The 19,688-nt window shown below is 63.1% G+C and carries 17 protein-coding genes and 1 pseudogene; 11 read left to right on the top strand and 7 right to left on the bottom strand.

All coding sequences use genetic code 11. The features are described 5' to 3' along the window. Positions 1-275 precede the first annotated feature (275 nt). Positions 276-1,577, bottom strand: a complete 1,302-nt coding sequence (locus J6497_RS06060) for an NAD(P)/FAD-dependent oxidoreductase (RefSeq protein ID WP_225703336.1) — start codon at positions 1,575-1,577, stop codon at positions 276-278. A gap of 121 nt (positions 1,578-1,698) precedes the next feature. Here J6497_RS06060 and J6497_RS06055 point away from each other — a divergent pair, with 121 nt between their 5' ends. The 4 genes from J6497_RS06055 (at position 1,699) to J6497_RS06040 (ending at position 5,745) form a co-directional block, all read left to right on the top strand. Beyond that, positions 1,699-2,553: a VOC family protein gene (locus J6497_RS06055; RefSeq protein WP_225703335.1), complete on the top strand. Its 855-nt coding sequence runs from the start codon at positions 1,699-1,701 to the stop codon at positions 2,551-2,553. Positions 2,554-2,666: 113 nt separating this feature from the next. Next, on the top strand, positions 2,667-3,989 hold the full coding sequence (locus tag J6497_RS06050; protein ID WP_225703334.1) for an ABC transporter substrate-binding protein: 1,323 nt from the start codon (positions 2,667-2,669) through the stop codon (positions 3,987-3,989). Then, positions 3,986-4,924: a carbohydrate ABC transporter permease gene (locus J6497_RS06045; protein ID WP_225703333.1), complete on the top strand. Its 939-nt coding sequence runs from the start codon at positions 3,986-3,988 to the stop codon at positions 4,922-4,924. Before J6497_RS06050 ends, J6497_RS06045 begins: the two co-directional genes overlap by 4 nt. After that, positions 4,921-5,745, top strand: coding sequence for a carbohydrate ABC transporter permease (locus tag J6497_RS06040; RefSeq protein WP_225703332.1), 825 nt, complete (start codon positions 4,921-4,923; stop codon positions 5,743-5,745). The genes J6497_RS06045 and J6497_RS06040 overlap by 4 nt, the downstream gene beginning before the upstream one ends. 146 nt (positions 5,746-5,891) lie before the next feature. Here the strand turns inward: J6497_RS06040 and J6497_RS06035 are convergent, their stop codons facing one another. From J6497_RS06035 to J6497_RS06025, 3 genes are all read right to left on the bottom strand, one after another. Further along, positions 5,892-6,590, bottom strand: a complete 699-nt coding sequence (locus J6497_RS06035) for a cysteine hydrolase family protein (protein ID WP_225703331.1) — start codon at positions 6,588-6,590, stop codon at positions 5,892-5,894. An 88-nt stretch (positions 6,591-6,678) separates the two neighbouring features. Continuing rightward, a complete protein-coding gene (locus J6497_RS06030; RefSeq protein WP_225703330.1) occupies positions 6,679-7,737 on the bottom strand; it encodes a YeiH family protein in 1,059 nt (352 codons plus the stop codon). A 202-nt stretch (positions 7,738-7,939) separates the two neighbouring features. Next, the gene (locus J6497_RS06025; protein WP_225703329.1) at positions 7,940-8,158 is read right to left on the bottom strand and encodes a hypothetical protein; all 219 of its coding nucleotides are present in this window, start codon (positions 8,156-8,158) and stop codon (positions 7,940-7,942) included. Positions 8,159-8,416: 258 nt separating this feature from the next. Here J6497_RS06025 and J6497_RS06020 point away from each other — a divergent pair, with 258 nt between their 5' ends. Next, positions 8,417-9,430, top strand: coding sequence for a formamidase (locus tag J6497_RS06020; protein ID WP_225703328.1), 1,014 nt, complete (start codon positions 8,417-8,419; stop codon positions 9,428-9,430). A gap of 88 nt (positions 9,431-9,518) precedes the next feature. Here J6497_RS06020 and J6497_RS06015 read toward each other — a convergent pair whose 3' ends face one another. Next, a complete protein-coding gene (locus tag J6497_RS06015) occupies positions 9,519-10,799 on the bottom strand; it encodes an allantoate amidohydrolase (protein ID WP_225703327.1) in 1,281 nt (426 codons plus the stop codon). Positions 10,800-11,126: 327 nt separating this feature from the next. Between J6497_RS06015 and J6497_RS06010 the strand changes: the two genes are divergently transcribed. From J6497_RS06010 to J6497_RS05985, 6 genes are read left to right on the top strand one after another with little or no spacing between them, the layout of a single operon-like run. After that, entirely contained in the window at positions 11,127-12,236 is a 1,110-nt protein-coding gene (locus J6497_RS06010) for a BMP family ABC transporter substrate-binding protein (protein WP_225703326.1), read from the top strand. Further along, a complete protein-coding gene (locus J6497_RS06005; RefSeq protein WP_225703325.1) occupies positions 12,233-13,351 on the top strand; it encodes an ABC transporter permease in 1,119 nt (372 codons plus the stop codon). Before J6497_RS06010 ends, J6497_RS06005 begins: the two co-directional genes overlap by 4 nt. A 1-nt stretch (position 13,352) precedes the next feature. Beyond that, positions 13,353-14,279: an ABC transporter permease gene (locus tag J6497_RS06000; protein ID WP_225703324.1), complete on the top strand. Its 927-nt coding sequence runs from the start codon at positions 13,353-13,355 to the stop codon at positions 14,277-14,279. A 23-nt stretch (positions 14,280-14,302) separates the two neighbouring features. Beyond that, positions 14,303-14,986: a biuret amidohydrolase gene (biuH, locus tag J6497_RS05995; protein ID WP_225703323.1), complete on the top strand. Its 684-nt coding sequence runs from the start codon at positions 14,303-14,305 to the stop codon at positions 14,984-14,986. Then, positions 14,983-16,515 (top strand): ABC transporter ATP-binding protein, encoded by a 1,533-nt coding sequence (locus J6497_RS05990; RefSeq protein WP_225703322.1) that lies wholly within the window; start codon positions 14,983-14,985, stop codon positions 16,513-16,515. Before biuH ends, J6497_RS05990 begins: the two co-directional genes overlap by 4 nt. Further along, positions 16,515-17,015, top strand: coding sequence for a nucleoside deaminase (locus tag J6497_RS05985; RefSeq protein WP_225703321.1), 501 nt, complete (start codon positions 16,515-16,517; stop codon positions 17,013-17,015). The genes J6497_RS05990 and J6497_RS05985 overlap by 1 nt, the downstream gene beginning before the upstream one ends. Positions 17,016-17,107: 92 nt before the next feature. On the opposite strand, the pseudogene J6497_RS05980 reads toward J6497_RS05985, so the two are convergent. After that, positions 17,108-17,868: pseudogene (locus tag J6497_RS05980) on the bottom strand (hypothetical protein). A gap of 342 nt (positions 17,869-18,210) precedes the next feature. Beyond that, the gene (locus J6497_RS05975) at positions 18,211-19,560 is read right to left on the bottom strand and encodes an 8-oxoguanine deaminase (RefSeq protein WP_225703320.1); all 1,350 of its coding nucleotides are present in this window, start codon (positions 19,558-19,560) and stop codon (positions 18,211-18,213) included. Positions 19,561-19,688: the final 128 nt, after the last annotated feature.

Below are 19,688 nucleotides of genomic sequence, written 5' to 3'. Positions count from 1 at the left end.
AACTCCGATTTTTGTCCGGACCTGGAACTCGGGAGCCATCCAGCCTGCTCATCAAGCCGGGAGCGATTGCGGTCTGTTAGGTCAGAGTTTCGAACAGCTTGCGGCAAGCCGCTTGTGGTTTCGACAGACCCCGCGCAACATTGGACCACACCCAAGTTAAGTCAGGAATGCTCTCTTAACGGATATCGCGCTCGGCACGGCTTGGTATCTTTGGCGAATGATCTTACCAAACCGATCTCCAATCTGCACGGCGCTCCCATATTCTAGATCTCGTTCTAGATCTCGCGCGCGTCGCGGCGGCGATAGACCAGCAGCATCAGCGGCGCGAGCTTTCGTAACAGCCCATGAGCCGGGATCGGCTGCGGCTCAGTGAAAGGCAGCGCCAATTCCTCCAACGGCACGCCGCGCACCGCCTTTGCAAGCTCGGCGCCGATCCCGATCGTCAGTCCAACCGCGCGGCCATTGCAGCCGGTCCAGCCATAGGCGTCGGGACCGAGCTGATGGAAGCGCGGCAGGAAATCCGTGGTCATGCCGACATAGCCGTTCCAGACGTGGTCGAACGAGACTTCGCCGATCTGCGGCCACAGACGTTGCAATCTCTCGGTCACCCTCGCCTTCAACCGCGCGGTCTTGTCGCCCGGACCGATCACGGCGCCGCCGGTGACGAGCCGGTTGCGTGCATCGTAGCGCGCGAAATAGAGCTCGCCATGCGTATCAGACATCGCCTGCCGGCCAGGGATGATGGACTTGCGGACATTGTCCGACAATGGCTGCGTCGCCATCTGCCAGGACAGCACCGGCATCACCTCCGTCGCGATCGCCGGCACCAACGATTTCACGATCTCCCCGCTGTAGGCATTGGTCGCGACCACCAGCGCGCGACCGACAATCTCGCCCTTGGCCGTCTTCACAACCCAGCGGTTATTCCGCCGCTCGAAACTCTCCACCGGCGAGCGCGCGTAGATGCGGCCATCTTGATCAAGCACGGCGCGCGCGAGCCCCCGCGCAAATGCCAGCGGATTGACGTGGCCGCCGCTTCTGTTCCAGAAGCCGCCGTACCACGCATCCGAGCCCAGCATGTCGCGAACCTGCTCACGCGACAGCAACTCGACGGGCGCGCCGAATTTCGACCATTGTCGCACCCGCCGCTCGGCGATCCTGATGCGGCCAGGCGAATGCACCGGCTGCACCCAGCCCGCCTGCTCCTGTTCGGCCTGGATGTTGTATCGCTGCGCAACGTCGAACAATGTCGAGGCGCTGTCGCGCAGCAGGCCGACGAAGCGCTCGCCGGCGGCGCCATGCCTGGCGATGATGTCTTCGGGATCAGGTCGCGACAAGGTCGGGATCACCTGGCCGTTGTTGCGTCCCGAGGCGCCCCAGCCAGGCTCCATAGCCTCGACAACAGCGACATCGACGCCGGCCGCGCGCAAATGCAGCGCGGTCGACAGCCCCGTGAAACCGCCACCGATCACGACCACGTCGGCCTGCTGGGCGCCAGTCAGTTCCGGCAGGTCGGGCCCGACGGGCGTCTCCGCTGCCCACAGGGAATCGGGCCAGCGGACATCTATTCTTTCCATCATCAATCTCTTCATGATCGTTGCTCGGCGGCGCCGCATCAATGGGAACGTCGGCTTGCGGGCGCCGGATCGATCTGTTTAGTGTAGCACGCCTCTTATCCAATGCCGGGGAAACAGCAGAGTGTCACTCAAGAACGTCATCGGAATCGATCACGCCGTGATCATGGTGAAGAACCTCGACGGAGCCGCCGACAACTGGAAGCATCTGGGCTTCACCGTTTCGCCGCGCGGCACCCATAGCGCACATATGGGATCTGGCAACTACACCATCATGCTCGACCCCGACTATATCGAACTGCTCGGCGTGCTCACCCCGACCGAGCACAACGCGCCGGCGCGGACATTCCTGGAGAAGCGCGGCGAAGGCATCGAGCGCATCGCATTCACCGCGGTCGATTCGGCTGATGGCGCCGAGGAGATCCGCGCGCGGGGCTATACGCCGATCGGCCCGACCGATTTCGAGCGGCCGGTGGCCATGCCCGATGGCACGTTGTCGGCGGCTAAATTCCGGACCTTCCAATGGCCGACCGAGGAGGCGCCAGGCGGCGTGCGCATCTTCGCCTGCGAGCACAAGACCCGCGAGGCGGTGTGGATACCCGAATTGATGACACACGCCAACGGTGCAAAACGCCTGAGGCAGGTGCTGATGGTGACGCCCGAGCCGGCCAAGGATGCTGCGCATCTATCCAAAATGATCGATGTAGCCGTGAGAAACGAAGCAGACGGCGCCCTCGCCGTGCCCTCGGGCTCGGACCGCGCCGACTTCGTGTTCGTGAGCAAGGATCAACTCGGCAAGCGCTATCCCGGCGTGTCGCTGGCCGCCCTGCCCGAGCGTGGCGGCGCCGGCCTCGTGATCGCGGCCGACCTTGCCGCTGCGGAAAAGGCGCTGGGCTCGACCGGCGTGCGCAGCGCAGGTGCCATCTGCGTGCCGCCGGCGGCCGGCAACGGGACGTTGCTTGCCTTCGTCAAGGCATAACCGACGCCCTACTCGCGCGGCGATTGTAGTGCACAGCCGCGCACATTGGGACTAGGCAGACGCCGCGCAGACGCTAGTATCTCTCCCAAACAAAAAAGAGCAGGGAGAGAAACATGACGGATCACCAGATCTCGCGCCGGCAACTTTTGGCCGGCACGGCTGCGGCCGGCGCGCTCAGCCTCACCGGATTTCCGGCGCGCGCCGACGTTGACTGGAAAAAATACAACGGCACCAAGCTCGAGGTGATCCTCGCCAAGGGACCGCGCGGCGACAATCTGCAAAAATACATCAAGGAATTCACCGCGCTCACCGGCATCCAGGTCGAGTCGGAGCAGATCCCCGAGCAGCAGCAGCGCCAGAAATGCGTCATAGAGCTCGCTTCGGGCAAGCCGAGCTTCGACGTCATTCATTTGAGCTATCATGTGCAGAAGCGGCAATTCGAGAAGGCCGGCTGGCTCGCCGATATCTCCGGCTACCTGAAGGACCCGAACCTCACGCCGCCCGACCTGGTCGAAACCGACTTCTCTGCCGCCGGACAGCAATACGCCAAGAACGACAAGGGCCAGATGCTGTCGCTACCATGGTCGGTCGACTACTTCATCCTCTATTACAACAAGGAGCTATTCCGGAAGAAAGGCGTCGAGGTGCCGAAGACGCTGGACGAGATGGTGGTGGCCGCCGAGAAGCTCACCGACTCCAAGGAAGGCATCTTTGGCTTTGTCGGGCGCGGCCTGCGCAACGCCAACATGACGATGTGGACCAATTTCTACCTGAACTATGGCGGAGAATTCCTCGACAGCAAGGGCAACATCCTGACTGACGGCCCCGAGGCGATCGAAGCGACCAAGCTGTACCAGCGGCTATTGACCAAATCAGCGCCTCCCGGCGTCGCCGGCTTCAACTGGATGGAGTCGATGGCGTCGTTCACGCAAGGAAGATCCGCGATGTGGATCGATGCCGACGGCTGGGCGCCACCGCTGGAAGATCCGACCGCATCGCGCGTCGTCGGCAAGGTCGGCTACACCCTCGTCCCCGCCGGGCCCAAGGGCGCGTTTTCCTCGACCTATGGCGACGGCATCGGCATCGCCGCGGCAAGCAAGAACAAGGAAGCCGCTTACCTCCTGTGCCAATGGGTCGTCTCCAGGGCGCAAGCCGCGCGATTGCTGCAGGCGGGCGGCGGCGTGCCGTTCCGCAATTCGATCGTAAACGACCCTGATGTCGCCAAGAGCGTGAAGACCCAGGAATGGCTGAAGTCGGTGATCGACTCCGCCAAGATCAGCAAGCTCGGACTACCCGTCATCATTCCTGTCGCCGAGTTCCGCGACATCGTCGGCGCGGCGCTGACCGCGACGCTGTCGGGCGCCGATCCCGCGACCGAACTGAAGAAAGCGCACGAGCAATTCCGGCCCATCCTGGAACGCAGCGAAAAAGCGTGAGCACGATAACAGAAACTACTCCGGCCGCGGCGGAAAGCGTCGCCGCGGCGGAGCAGCAATGGCATCGCCCCACCTACTGGCCCTTCGTGCTGCCGGCGCTGATCGTCGTGCTGGCCGTGATCGTGTTCCCATGGCTGTTCACGATCTGGATGAGCTTCAACGAATGGAAGGTCGGTTCGCCCACGACCTTCGTCGGCTTCGCCAATTATCTGCGCTTGCCGAACGATCCACGTTTCGTCGAGGCTGTCGGACACACCATCTTCTACACGGCGCTGTCGGTGATATTGCCGCTGATCTTCGGCACGCTCGCAGCAGTCGTATTCCACCAGCGCTTCGCCGGGCGCGGTTTCCTGCGCGGCGTCTTCATCATGCCGATGATGGCCACTCCCGTGGCGATCGCGCTGGTCTGGACCATGATGTTCCACCCGCAGCTCGGCGTGCTCAACTATCTGCTGTCGGTGGTCGGCCTGCCGCCGCAGCTCTGGGTGTTCGATCCCGCGACCGTCATTCCATCGCTGGTGCTGGTCGAGACCTGGCAATGGACGCCGCTGGTGATGCTGATCGTGCTCGGCGGGCTGGCCGCGATCCCAACCGAGCCTTATGAGAGCGCGGAGATCGACGGCGCCGGCTTCTGGCAGATGTTCCGCTACATTACGCTGCCGCTGATCATGCCGTTTCTGTTCATCGCCGGCATGATCCGCATGATCGACGCGGTGAAGAGCTTCGACATCATCTTCGCGATCACGCAAGGAGGGCCGGGCTCGGCGTCGGAGACCATCAATCTCTATCTCTACAGCGTCGCCTTCGTCTATTACGATCTGGGCTACGGCTCGGCGATCGCGGTGGTGTTTTTCTTCTTGATCGTGCTGCTCGCCGCGGTGCTGCTTTACTTGCGCAAGCGGATGCTGTGGACCGAGATCGGAGGTGGCGCATGAGCCCGCGTCAGCTCCTGGGCCGGATCGGCCTCTGGTTCTCGGTGTTCGTCATCGTGTCGCCGGCGATCCTGTTCTTCCTCTGGATGATCTCGCTGTCGCTGAAGTACGAGATCGACAACGCCGCCTATCCGCCGGTGTTCATCCCCGAGCAGTTCGCCTGGAAGAACTATGCCGACGTGCTGGCCTCCAACCGCTTCCTGACCTATTTCGTCAACAGCCTGATTGTGACCGGCGGCGCGACGCTGCTAGCGATGCTGGTCGGCGTGCCGGCAGGCTACGGCATCGCGCGCATGGCGGCGCACAAATCCGCGATCGTGATCCTGATCGCGCGCATTACGCCAGGGCTGTCGTACTTGATCCCGCTGTTCCTGCTGTTCCAGTGGCTGGGGCTGCTTGGCACGCTGGTGCCGCAGATCATCATCCATCTCGTGGTCACGGTGCCGATCGTGATCTGGATCATGATCGGCTATTTCGAGACCACGCCCTTGGAATTGGAGGAAGCGGCGCGGATCGATGGCGCCACGCGCTGGCAGGTGTTCCGTCACGTCGCGCTGCCGATCGCGCGCCCGGGCCTCGCGGTCGCCTTCATCCTCGCGGTGATCTTCTCCTGGAACAATTTCGTGTTCGGCATCGTGCTGGCGGGACGCGAGACGCGCACCCTGCCGGTTGCCGTCTACAACATGATCTCGTTCGATCAGTTGAGCTGGGGACCGCTCGCTGCGGCCGCGCTGCTCGTGACCTTACCGGTGCTGCTGCTTACGGTATTTGCCCAGCGCCAGATCGTCGCCGGCCTGACGGCGGGGGCTGTGAAGGGCGGATAAATTTGCCGCGGATCTGCTAGCAGCCCCTCATCCTGAGGAGCGCGTAGCGCGTCTCGAAGGATGAGGCCACAGCGGGGCCTCATGGTTCTCCCGGCGATGCGAAGCATCGTCCGGAGACGGCGCTGCGCGCCTCCTCACCATGAGAGTCATTCTGTTTTCGACGTCTTCAATGCCTCCAGTACAGCGGCTGAGCTGGCAACCCAGCCGAAGATACCGCCCTGAGCCTTGATCATCTTCAGGCCTATTTCGTGGAATTCGGGAAAGTAGGACGCGCAGCCGTCGGAGATGACGATGCAGCGATAGCCGCGGTCATTGGCCTCGCGCACGGTGGTGTTGACGCACACTTCGGTGGTGACGCCGCACACCAGCAGATTCTCGATGCCGTATTTCTGCAAGATGTCGCTCATCTCGGTCGCATAGAAGGCGCCCTTGCCGGGCTTGTCGATCACGATCTCGCTGTCGAGTGGATAGAGCTCGGGAATGATGTCGTGGCCGGTCTCGCCGCGAATGAGGATGCGGCCCATCGGACCGGGATCGCCGATGCGCAACGACGGCGCACCGCGTTCGACCTTGGCAGGCGGCGCGTCGGAAAGGTCCGGCAGATGTCCTTCGCGGGTGTGGATGACCAGCATGCCGACGTCGCGCGCCGCCGACAGCACCGAGCGGATCGGTTGCACGGCACGCGCTAGCTGGCTGACGTCATTGCCGAGCGTTTCGCCGAAGCCGCCGGGCTCCATGAAATCGCGCTGCATATCGATGATGACGAGCGCCGTCTTGGTCCAGTCGAGTTCGATCGGCTCCGGCTCCGCAACGATCTTCCCCAACCGATCGCTTGAGTTCGTCATGACGTGCGTGCCCCGAAACGAGCGAATTCTGCACGGAGGTCAAGCAAGCGACGTGCCAGGTGTACAAGTCGCGCCGCTGGACTCGCTCTCATCTGAAGAGATGGACGAGCCCGATGCTGATGGCGAGCAGCACCAACAGCGACAGCGTGACCGCGGCGGTCACCCGTCCGCCCACGGTCGCGATGACGCGAATATCGACGCCGAGACCAAGGGCCGCCATCGACAATACGGTGAGAAGAACCGCCGTCTTTGTCACCAAGGGGATCACCGCATCAGGCACGAGCTGGAACGATCGCAGCGCGGCAAGGACCAGGAAGCCGATGATGAACCAGGGCACCAGCTTGAACGGACTGATCGAGGCCGCCTTGTCGTGCTTGCGCCGGCTGGCCACGAACAGAGAGAGGCCGATCACGATCGGCCCGAGCATCAGCACGCGTACCAGTTTCACCAGCGTCCCGATCTGCGTGCTGACGATGCCGGCGGGAACGGTCGCCGCGAGAACCTGGGGAACGGCGTAGACTGTAAGTCCGGCCAGGATGCCATATTGCGTTGCCGACAATCCCAGGAGCGGGATCAGCAGCGGCAATCCCAGCACCATCAGCACGCCGAGAATGGCAGTAAATGAGATCGACGAGGCGATGTCGTCGCTGTGGGCGTCGATCACGGGGGCAACGGCCGCAATCGCCGAGTTTCCACAGATCGAATTGCCGCAGGCGATCAGGATCGACAGCTTGGTCGGCAGGCCCAGCATCCGGCTGACCCCAAAACTGAGCACCAGCATGATCGCGACCGTCCCCGCGATCGCGCCAATCAGCGCCAGGCCGGACGCTGCAATCGCGGCGAAGCTGATCGAGGCTCCCAGCAGCACGACGGCGACTTCAAGCAGTTGCTTGGCGCTGAAAGCGATCCCGGAACGCCATCGCTCGGACGGATTCCAGACGGTGCGGATCGCCATTCCTAAGAGGATCGCGATCACCAGCGCTTCCACATAGGGATGGTCGAAAGCTCGCTCCTCCAGATGCTGGACGCCGACCGCGACAAGCGTGATCGCTCCGCACAACGCGATGCCTGGAAGAAGCGAAAATGTGCGGGCGACGGCGCTGGGGCGCCGCGCTGTTTCGTTGATGCTATTGATATTGTCCGCCACGGTGGCACTCCCTGTCGGGAATATTTTATGCGCCTACGGCGGTATTTTGGCTAATATATTCTACGGCTTCCCCAGTAACGAGAAGTTATGCGCTGGGAGATGACATAGCCGAAGGCGCGCGCATTCGCTTCAACCGGGCTCGTGGCCGGTGCACTGGCCGACTGCGGCTGGAACTGTGTAAAAGAGAAGATCGGATCGAACGTCAGAGCGCCGCGAATAGGCCCTGAGCCCAAGCAACGGCGCGGTCGAAATTGAAGACGCCGGCCTCGAAATAGGCCGCGCGCGCGATCACGATGCCAGCAACGAGCAGCCAGAATGCACTGGTGCCGGCACGGAGCAGCCACGAGGACGCCCGCCCAGGCGCACGAACGCTCTCCGCCGCTATCGGCTCGCCAAACGCATCAAACCCCGGATTGCTCATGGCCACTTCCATTGAAACCGGCCTCAAATGTCGTCAATTACGGCCAGGAAGCAATGGTAGTGAAATGTCTTTTGCGGCAGCGACTTGGAAGCGTGTTCCCTGCAACGCTCGCGGAGAAGAATTTTTGTCCTCCGCCGCCCAGCCGCGCTGACTTCGGGGCAACCACGGCGCCTGAAAAATGGCCTTTCGATGCAGGCAAAAATCGGATTTGCTTCTCTTAATCCCGCAAACGATCAGCAACGGAACCAGGAGTTCGACATGAACGGACTTGGCGGCCTCAACAAATCTCCCAACGGCGTCGTGATCGGGCTCGTTCAATTGCAATTGCCCGTCGTGGTGACGAAAGCCGATCTGGCGAAGCAGACCGAGAAGATCGTCTGGATGGTCGGCAAGGCGCGGCGCAACCTGTCGACGATGGACCTCGTTGTGTTTCCGGAATATTCGCTGCACGGCCTGTCGATGGACACCAATCCCGAGATCATGTGCCGGCTCGATGGGCCGGAGGTCGGCGCTTTCAAGCAGGCTTGCATCGACAACAAGATCTGGGGCTGCTTCTCCATCATGGAGTACAACCCCGACGGCAATCCCTATAATTCGGGGCTGATCATCGACGACCACGGCGAGATCAAGCTCTACTATCGTAAATTCCATCCCTGGATTCCGGTCGAGCCCTGGGAGCCCGGCGACATCGGCATCCCCGTGATCGAGGGACCGAAGGGCGCTAGAATCGCGCTCATCATCTGCCATGACGGCATGTTCCCGGAGATGGCGCGCGAGTGCGCCTACAAGGGCGCGGAGATCATGATCCGCACCGCCGGCTACACCGCGCCGATCCGCGAGAGCTGGCGCTTCACCAACCAGGCCAACGCATTCCAGAATCTGATGGTGACCGCCAATGTCTGCATGTGCGGCTCCGACGGCTCCTTCGATTCCATGGGCGAAGGCATGATCGTCAATTTCGACGGCACCATCATCGCTCACGGCACAACCGGGCGGCCTGATGAGATCATCACCGCGGAGGTGCGGCCCGATCTCGTGCGGGAAGCGCGGATCAACTGGGGTGTCGAGAACAACATCTATCAGCTCTGGCACCGCGGCTACGTCGCGGTGAAGGGCGGTGCGATGGATTGTCCCTATACGTTCATGCAGGACATGGTCGCCGGTACTTTCCGACTGCCGTGGGAAGATCAGGTCAAGATCACCGACGGCACATCCTGCGGTTTCCCCGCACCGACGCGGATGTTCGGCAAGACGGCGAAGGCGGCGGAGTGATTTCATCTTCGTAGGATGGGTAGAGCGAAGCGAAACCCATCAAACATCCTCGGGGAGCGATGATGGGTTCCGCTGCGCTCTACCCATCCTACGATTGCACCATCTCGCGCGGCCAAAAATTCTCTATCAGCCGCAGCAGCACGCGCGCGCCGGCGTCAGCATCGGCCAGCTCGACATGCTCGTCGGGGTGATGGCTGATACCCGCGCGGCAGCGGACGAAGAGCATGGCGACGTCGGCGATGTCGATCATCGCCATGCCGTCATGCCCCGCCCCGCTCGGCAGTTCAAACACCGGAAAACCTTCGCCTGCCACTGCCTCGGCAACCTGCTCCTTCAGCCAGGGCGCGCAGGGCACGGTGCGGTTCTCGTGGGTGACATCGACCTGCAGCGCAAGCGTGCGGCGCTTTGCGATCGCCTCGATCCGGCGAACGATGTCGGCAACCGCGCGCTTGCGGTGCATGTCCGTAGGCGCGCGGATGTCGATCGTGAAGGAGACCTTTCCTGGAATTACGTTGGTCGCCCCCGGCAATGCATCGATATAGCCGACGGTGCCGACCAGGCCACCGCCGTCGGTCTTGCAGAATTCCTCTATCGCCGTGATGGATTCGGCGGCGCCCGTCAGCGCGTCACGCCTGAGCCCCATTGGCACGGTGCCGGCATGGCCAGCCATGCCCGTGAGCTTTGCCGCAAGCCGCGTAGCGCCGGCAATCGCGGTCACCACGCCGACCGGCAATTCCTTCTCTTCCAGCACCGGCCCCTGCTCGATATGCAGTTCGACATAGGCGAGCAGTTCGCGGCGGGCGCGGGCGGCGGCGCCGATATGGTCGGGGTTGAGTCCGAACGCGATCATCGCCTCGCGCATGGAGATGCCGGCGTGGTCGTGCGCGTTCAGCACGCTTTCATCGAAGGTCCCGGCGACCGCGCGGCTGCCGAGCAGCGTCGAAGCAAAGCGCACGCCTTCCTCGTCGGCAAAGCCGGTCACCTCGATCGCGAACGGCAACCGGCGGCCGCGTCGGTTGAGATCGGCGACACAGGAGATCGCAGTGATCAGGCCGAGCGGGCCATCCCATTTGCCGGCGTCGCGCACCGTGTCGTAGTGCGAGCCGAGCATCAGGCACGGCAGGTCCGGCGCTTCGCCCTCGTAGCGGCCGCAGACATTGCCGATCGCGTCAAGATGGGCGCTCATTCCAGCCTCGCGCATCCAGGACAGAAGGAGGTCGGCCGCCTTGCGATGCTCGGGCGTCAGATAGATTCGCGCCAGGTGCTCGGGCGTCTCCGATATCGCCGCAAGCTCGTTGATGCGGGCGACGATCTCCTCGCCAAGCAAGGATGGCATCGTCCCGGCTCCGGCCGTGTCTGTCTTGCTCATGCGTTTCCAATGAAGAGCCGTTTCGATTCCCAGCGTCGGGACCGATACAAGTTCAATGCCAGCGCTGTGGCGCGCGATCAACGGCCCGACAGCGCTTAACCGCCTTGCATACAATAGTTGGATCACGCTCAATAATTAGGCTTACGCAACAACGCTCAAACTTGGGGCGGAAGGTATCATCGAAAAATATTCAAGTAATTTCAATAAATTGGAATTTCATGCCCTCTAAATAGGCTCTGGCACGAAGCTTGCGACATCCTGTCTGCGCTCCGCCGTTGGCGCGGATGCGAAACGACCGGCGGCCAGACCGCCCCAGGGGAGCAGGCCATGGATTTCAGCAGGATTTCACGACGGCATTTGTTGCAAGGCGGCGCCGCGCTGGCGCTGGGCGGCACGGTCGGCGCGCGTACGGCGCAGGCGGCCGAGACCACCATCGGCTTCATCTATGTCGGGTCGCGCGACGACTACGGCTACAACCAGGCGCATGCGCAAGGCGCAGCGGCGCTGAAGAAACTGTCCGGCATCAAGGTGATCGAGGAAGAGAAGGTGCCGGAGACGGATGCGGTCGAGAAGACCATGGAGTCCATGATCAATCTCGACGGCTCCACGCTGCTGTTCCCGACCTCGTTCGGATATTTCAATCCGCACGTGGTCAAGGTCGCAACCAAGTATCCAAGGATCCGCTTCGAGCATTGCGGCGGCCTGTGGACCGACAAGGACCCGAAGAACGCCGGCAGCTATTTCGGCTATATCGACGAGGCGCAGTTCATTTCCGGCATCGTCGCAGGCTATTCGACCAAGAGCGGCAAGCTCGGCTTCGTCGCGGCCAAGCCGATCCCGCAGGTGCTGCGCAACATCAACGCCTTCACGCTGGGCGCCAAGCTCGCCAATCCGAAGGCGATGACGCAGGTGATCTTCACCGGCGACTGGTCGATGCCGGTCAAGGAAGCCGAAGCCACCAACAGCCTGATCGACCAGGGCGTCGACGTGCTGACCTGCCATGTCGACGGTCCCAAGACCATGGTCGAGAACGCCGCGCACCGCGGCGCGTTTGTCTGCGGCTATCACGTCAACCAGTCCCCGCTCGCGCCGAAGGCGTATTTGACCGGCGCCGAATGGAACTGGGAAGCGCTCTATCCGAAATTCGTGAAGATGGTCACGTCGGGTGAATCGATCCCGAACTTCTATCGCGGCGGCCTGAAGGAAGAGATCGTCAAATGCTCGCCCTACGGCGGAGCGGTCTCGGCCGAAGCGCGCAAGCATGCGGACGACATGAAGGCGAAGCTCGTTGCCGGCGAATACACCATCTTCAAGGGGCCGATCCTCGACAACAAGGGCAAGACTGTGATCGCATCCGGCGTCGAGCGCGGCCAGAAGGATCCCGAGCTGGAGAAGATGGACTATCTGATCGAAGGCGTGCTCGGAGCGACTTCGTGACGACTGACACGGCTGACTCGGCCGAGGCCATCGAGGCGGTCGGGATCGCCCCGGCCGCCGATCCCGGTTTCCTCCAGCGCTACGGCGCCACTGTTGAATACGTCCTGATCCCGGGCGCAGCGCTGGTCGGCGCACTCGCGACCTTTGGCGTGTTCGTCACGCTGTATGGCAAAAATCCGCTCGATCTTTATTTCTACATGTACCAGGGCGCGTTCGGCACTTGGTTCTCCTGGCAGAACACGCTGACCCGTGCAGCTCCCTTGATCCTGACCGCGCTGTGCACGGCGCTACCCGCGCAGCTCGGCATGGTCATCATCGGCGGCGAAGGCGCGCTCCTGATCGGCGCGCTCACGGCGACCAGCGCCGCGCTTGCGATGCAATGGGCGCCGCCGCTGGTGGTGCAGATCGCGATGGTGATTGCCGGCGTGATCGGCGGCGGATTGTGGATCACACTGTCCGGCGCGCTGCGGCAATATCGCGGCGTCAACGAGACGATCTCAAGCCTGCTGCTGGTCTATATCGCGCTTGCGATCCTCAACCATCTCGTCGAAGGCGTGATGCGCGATCCCGCCAGCCTCAACAAGCCCTCGACGCGGGAGATCGGCGCCGCCAACATGATCGGCACCATCCCCGGCACCGACGTGCATTGGGGCCTAGTGTTCGGACTCGTCGCCGCAATCGCCTCCTACATCCTGATCTATCACACCACCTTCGGCTTCGCCGCGCGGATGGCCGGCGGCAATATCCGCGCGGCGAAGATCGTGGGCTTAAGCGTCGGCAAATTGATCATGACGATCTGCTTTCTCGCCGGCGCCTGCGCAGGCCTTGCCGGCATGATCGAGGTCGCGGCCGTCCAAGGCCGCACCAACGCCAATCTTGCCGCGGGCTACGGCTTCACCGGCATCCTGGTCGCGTTCCTGTCGCGGCAGAATCCGCTCGCGGTCATTCCGGTCGCGATCCTGCTCGGCGGCATCAGCGCGAGCGGCGGCCTCCTGCAGCGCCGGCTCGGATTGCCCGATGCTTCCGTGCTGGTGCTACAGGGCATCATCTTCGTGTTCGTGCTGGCGAGCGACGCGCTCTACGGACGCATCGGCTTCCTGAAAGGAAAATCTTGACATGGCAGACGCATCGATCGGACTGTGGACCGTCCCGCTTGCTGTGCTCGGCGGCGCCATCCGCGTCTCGACGCCGTTCCTGTTCGTCAGCTTGGGCGAATGCATCACCGAGCGCAGCGGCCGCATCAATCTCGGCCTCGAGGGCACGCTGGTGATGGGTGCGATGAGCGCCTACGGCATCTCCTATCTCACCGGTTCGCCCTGGCTCGGCGTGCTCGCCGCCGGCGTCACCGGGTCGCTGCTCGGCGCCCTGCACGCTGGCATCTGCTCATTGCCGCGGGTCAACGACATCGCGGTCGGCATCGCGCTGATGCTGTTCGGCATCGGGCTCGCCTTCTTCCTCGGCAAGCCCCTGATCGAGCCGACCGCGCCGCGGCTGCCCGCAATCGATTTCGGCTGGTGGAGCGACATTCCGCAGGTCCGCGCCGCGCTCCGCATCAATGTTCTGTTCCTGATCGGGGTTGCGATCGCGCCGATTCTCTATTGGGCCTTCAAGACCACGCGCTGGGGCCTTTTGATCCGCACCGCCGGCGAGAGCTCGGACGCGGCGCGTGCGATGGGCCATTCGGTGCTCTTGATCCGGCTGCGCGCCACCATGGTCGGCGGCTTCCTCGCCGGGATCGGCGGCTCGTTCCTCTCGCTGTTCTATCCCGGAAGCTGGAACGAAGGCCTCTCCTCTGGACAGGGCATCACCGCAGTCGCGCTCGTGATCTTCGCACGCTGGGATCCCCTGCTCTGCCTGTGGGCCTCGCTTGCCTTCGGCGGCGCTGCCGCTCTGGGACCGGCGCTGCAATCGGTCGGCGTCACCTCAGGCTATCACCTGTTCAATGCTGCGCCGTACATCCTGACGCTCGCGATCATGATCATCACCTGCTCGCCGAAGCGCACGCTGACCGGCGCGCCGGCCGAACTTTCCATCACCCGATAACACGCGCAGGAACGAGGTCGTCGATGCCCGAGCGCTATATCAAGTCCGAGCCTTACGCCTGGCCCTATAACGGCGATCTGCGCCCGGAAAACACGGCACTGATCGTCATCGACATGCAGACCGATTTCTGCGGCATCGGCGGCTATGTCGACAAGATGGGCTACGACCTCTCACTGACGCGGGCGCCGATCGAGCCGATCAAGCGCCTGCTCGCGGTGATGCGGAGCCAAGGCTATCACATCATCCACACGCGCGAGGGCCACCGCCCCGATCTCGCCGATCTGCCGGCTAACAAGCGCTGGCGCTCGCGCCAGATCGGCGCTGGCATCGGCGATCCCGGTCCCTGCGGCCGCATCCTGGTGCGCGGCGAGCCCGGGTGGGAGATCGTCCCGGATCTTAGCCCCCTGCCGGGCGAGCCGATCATCGACAAGCCCGGCAAGGGCTCGTTCTGTGCGACCGACCTGGAGTTGATGCTGCGCCTGCGCGGTATCGAGAACATCGTGCTGACCGGCATCACCACCGATGTCTGCGTCCACACCACCATGCGCGAAGCCAACGACCGCGGCTTCGAATGCGTGTTGATTGAGGATTGCTGCGGCGCGATCGACAAGAGCAATCACGATCATGCGCTGAAGATGATCAAGATGCAGGGCGGCGTGTTTGGCGCGGTGGCGAAATCCGCCGACCTGATTGGAGCGATCTCGTGATTATCGGCGAGACGCCAACCCCGACCGGCGCCTTCGGCGCCGACGCCATCGCCATGACCATGCGCTTCGGCGATTTCCTGGCGCTCGACAATGTTGAATTAAAGGTACGTCCCGGCTCCTTCCATGCGCTGCTCGGCGAGAATGGCGCGGGCAAGAGCACGCTGGTGAAATGCATCATGGGCTATTACCACGCGACCGAAGGCGACATCCTGATCGGCGGGCGCGAGCAGAAGATCAGCAACCCGAAGGACGCGCACGCGCTTGGGCTTGGCATGGTCTACCAACATTTTACCCTGGTGCCGGCGATGACGGTTGCGGAGAACCTGGTGCTGGCGCGCGATGACGTGCCGGCGGTGGTGGACTGGGGGAAAGAGAAGAAGGAACTCGAAGCGTTTCTGGCGCAAATGCCGTTCAAGGTGTCGCTGGATGCCAAGGTCTCCGACATCTCCGCCGGCGAGCGGCAGAAGTGCGAGATCCTCAAGCAGCTCTATCTCAAGCGTCGTTTCCTGATCCTGGACGAGCCGACTTCGGTGCTGACGCCGGGGGAAGCCGACGAAGTCCTGGGCATGCTGCGCGCAATGGTCGTATCAGGCGAATTGACCATCCTAATGATCACCCACAAGTTCCGCGAGGTGATGGCCTTTGCCGATGAGGTCACCATCCTGCGCCGCGGAAAGCTCGCCGGCCAAGGCCGCGTCGCCGACCTCACGCCGGATGACATGGCGCGCACCATGATCGGCGCCGAGCAATTGACCGTGCAGCCGCCGCGCGCCGGAGAGGTTGGCGAGGCGCGCCTCGAACTCGACAAGCTCACCGCGCTCGACGATGCAGGCGCGGTCGCCGTCCGCAACGTCTCGCTCACGGTCCGCGGCGGCGAAATCGTGGGGATCGCCGGCGTTTCCGGCAATGGCCAGCGGCAGCTCGTGGAGGTCCTCGCCGGCCAGCGCGAAGCCGAAGGCGGCGAAATCCGCATCCGCGGCGAGCGCTATTCGGCGACGCGCGAGGAGATGCGGCGGCATAAGATGTCACTCTTGCCCGAAGAGCCGCTGAGGAACGCCTGCGTCGGCGGCATGAGCGTCGCCGATAACATCGCCTTCCGCGACTTCGACCGCGCGCCTTTCGCCAAGGGCGGCTGGTGGCTCAACGGTGCCGCCTTTCGCAAGAACGCCGAACGGAAGATCAGCCGCTACAAGATCAAGACCCGTACGCCCGACACGCCGATTGCATCGCTCTCGGGCGGCAACGTGCAGCGCGTGGTGCTGGCGCGCGAGCTCGGCGGCGAGGTCGAGCTCCTGATCGCGGCCAATCCGTGTTTCGGGCTCGATTTCGCGGCAGTGGCGCAAATCCACGCCGAAATCATGGCGGCACGAAACCGCGGCGCGGCGGTGCTTCTCGTCAGCGAAGACCTTGACGAGCTGCTCGAACTCTCAGACCGTCTGGTCGTGATGTTCCACGGTGAGTTCGTCCACGAGGCCCGCGCCAGTGAGGCCGATCTCACCGAGATCGGGCGGCATATGGCGGGACATTGATGACGGATGTTTCTGCACTCACCCAGGAAGAGGCGGACCTGCATTTCCTGCGGCGGTCCTTCGAGGTCGCCCGCCGATCCGTCACCCACAGCAACCATCCATTTGGCTCGGTTCTGGTCGACCGGAGCCGCAACGTGCTGATGGAGATGGAGAACGGCTACATGCCGTCGCGCGACGGCACCGCGCATGCCGAGCGCCTGCTCGCGAGCAAGGCCTGCACGATGCTGGCGCCTGACGTCCTCAAGCACGCAACGCTCTATTCGTCCGCCGAGCCCTGCGCGATGTGCTCGGGCGCGATCTACTGGGCCGGCATCGGGCGCCTGGTCTACGCGTTAAGCGAGCATCGCCTGCGCGAGATCACCGGCAATCATCCGGAAAATCCGACGCTCGACCTGCCCTGCCGTGAGGTGTTCCGGACCGGACGGCGACCGACGGAGGTCGTCGGTCCGCTGATCGAGGACGAAGCGGCGGAGCTTCACGCCGGCCTCTGGCAGGAATAGCGCCTGAAGATTGTCACGGCGACTTGCCGCAAAAAAAGTGGCGCCACGAGGTTCACCGAGGCGCCTAGTTCACCTGGAGAACGGATAGGTGCTTAGAACTTCACGGTGATACCGCTGTAGACCGTCGACTCGATGCAGCTATTGGTGCTGACCGTCACGCCGGCCGCATTGGTGAGGGTGCAGACGCCAGGCGCTGCGTTGTGGTCGAGGCCGAACTTGTTCTGCCAATAGCGATAGGCGACCCAGAGATCGACGAAGTGCGTGTACTTCGGTCCCCAGACCGCCTTGCTGGCATCGACTGCAAACCGGCGACGACCTGTCGCTTGGCCGACGCCAGAAAGTTGTCCTCGCTGTTGGCGTCCATACCGACCTCCAAGGAGACGTTGGTGAGCGGTCCGACGCTGAAGGCCTTGGTGTTGAAGATCTGGTTGAAGCCAAAGGTCGAGCGGAACAGGCCGTAGATTTCGGTGGCGCCGGCGCAGTCGGCGGGTGCGCCGAAGATTGTGCCGGCGTTGGTGCAGGGCGAGGCCGGATCGTTGTGATCCGACTTGAACATCGAGATCGTGAAAAAGTTGGTGCCGTAGGTCCAGATGTCAAAGTGAGTGAACGAGTAGACCTGCTTCGCCGTCTTGCCATTGATCGAGCCGTCTGGCCGAACGGAGAATACGCCGGGATCGGTGCCATCAGGCATCCAGGAGAAAGTCACGCGGTTATCGACCAGCAGGAAGAACGGCAAATCGGCGACAGGCTTCGGCGCTTTGACCGGCAGGTCGGCCGCGCTGGCGAAGCCGGCGGGCGCAAGAGTGGCAAGTGACAGTGCCGCGGCTGCCAGCTTTCGGCGAAGACTGAACATATTGGTATGTACCCCCAAGTTGACGTGCGAAAGTTCGAGGCCCTTCGCAACGAGCCTTGCGCCGTTCCCCTGAAGTGAGAAGCCTCAAGTTTTTCCGTGGCGTGCTGCAAGTTTCGGCACGTAAGCATTGCAGCGTCAGCGTCTTGGTGAGTGACCGGCGGCGCGGCGCAAACGCATAAGCAAACTCCGCGCGCAGCGCGCACTTTCCGCTTTTGCCTATTCCTATTGGTCTTCCGCGGTGCGCTTAGGGCAGAGCCTTGCGACGCAGTGCGATTACCACGCGTGAGCGTATACGATCGAAACTTGGCTGCTCAACTTTTTGTCAGCGCTGCTTGCACAGTCTCAGCCCGCCTGCATCGCGCGCGCGGCGGCGGCGTGGCGGCGGATGAGGTCGGCGGCATCGAGCCCAGGGATGGCGCCGTCGATCACGGCCCAGTTGCCGCTGACCATCACGCGGTCGGCGCGGTGGGCGCCGCACAGCACCAGCGCGGCGAGCGGGTCGCCATGGCCGGAGAAGCGCAGCTCGTCAAGCTTGAAGAGCGCGAGATCGGCGGCCTTTCCGACCGCGATCTCACCGAGCTCGGGGCGGCCGACGCAGGCGGCGGAGCCCTTGGTGGCCCAGCGCAGCGCATCCTTGTGGCTGACGCGGCCAACGCCGTAGCGCGCCCGTTGTACCAGGAAGGCGGCGCGCACCTCCTGCATCAAGTTGGATTCGTCGTTGGACGCCGAGCCGTCGACGCCAAGGCCGATGCCGACGCCGGCCTCCTCCATCTCGCACACCGGGCAGCAGCCCGACGCCAACACCTGGTTGCTGCAGGCGCAGTGGCTGATGCTGAGCCCGGCCTTGCCGAGCCGCTTCATTTCATCGGCGTTGAAGTGGATGCCGTGTGCGAGCCAGGTGCGCCTATTGAGCCAGCCGCATTGCTCGAGATAATCCAGCGGCCGGCAGCGGTACATCTCCTCACAAAACCTGTTTTCGTCCTCGGTCTCGGCGAGATGGGTGTGCAGGCGAACATCTAGCTTGCCGGCAAGCTCGGCGGTCTTTTGCATCAGCGAGGTCGTCACCGAGAACGGCGAGCATGGCGCGAGCCCGATCTGCACCATCGCATCCTCGCCGCACTGGTGATGTTTGGCGACGACGCGCGCGCTGTCGGCCAGAATCGTATCCTCATCCTGCACGACGCTATCCGGCGGCAGTCCGCCGTCGCGCACGGACAGATTCATCGAGCCGCGCGTGAGCAGCACCCGCAAACCGAGGCGTTTTGCGATGGCCACCTCGATATCGACGGCTTCCTCGAGCCCGGCGGGAAACACATAGTGGTGATCGGTCGTCGTAGTGCAGCCCGACAGCAGCAATTCCGACATGGCAACTGTAACGCCGAGTTCAAGCGATTCCGGCGTCAGCCGCGCCCATACCGGATAGAGTGCCTTCAGCCACGGGAACAGCTCGCGATCGAGGGCGGCCGGGAGTGCCCGCGTGAGCGTCTGATAGAAGTGATGATGGGTGTTGATCAATCCTGGCAGTACAACGTGTTCGCCTGCGTGGAACACCACCGCCGAGGCGGCCGTTGGCTCCTTGCCGCGGCCAACCAATTCGACGATCCTGCCGCCCTGCACCACGACGCCGCGTTCGGCGTCTTCGGCCAGAATGGAGAGCGGATCTTTGATCCAGATCGGTTGCGTTTGGTCCATGATCCCCACCATCTATCGAGAGGCACCGGTGTTTGGTTTCCAATGCAAGGACCGTCCCAATTATGGCCAACAATTGGCGCCGGTCTTGCAAGACTTCTTAAGTGAGGATGCATCCTGTTGAAAGCGAT

Origin of the sequence: Bradyrhizobium cenepequi (genome assembly GCF_020329485.1) — a bacterium.
Taxonomy (GTDB): Bacteria; Pseudomonadota; Alphaproteobacteria; order Rhizobiales; family Xanthobacteraceae; genus Bradyrhizobium; species Bradyrhizobium cenepequi.
Note: the sequence above shows the minus strand (reverse complement) of the source record. Positions and strands in the feature narration are given on the sequence as shown.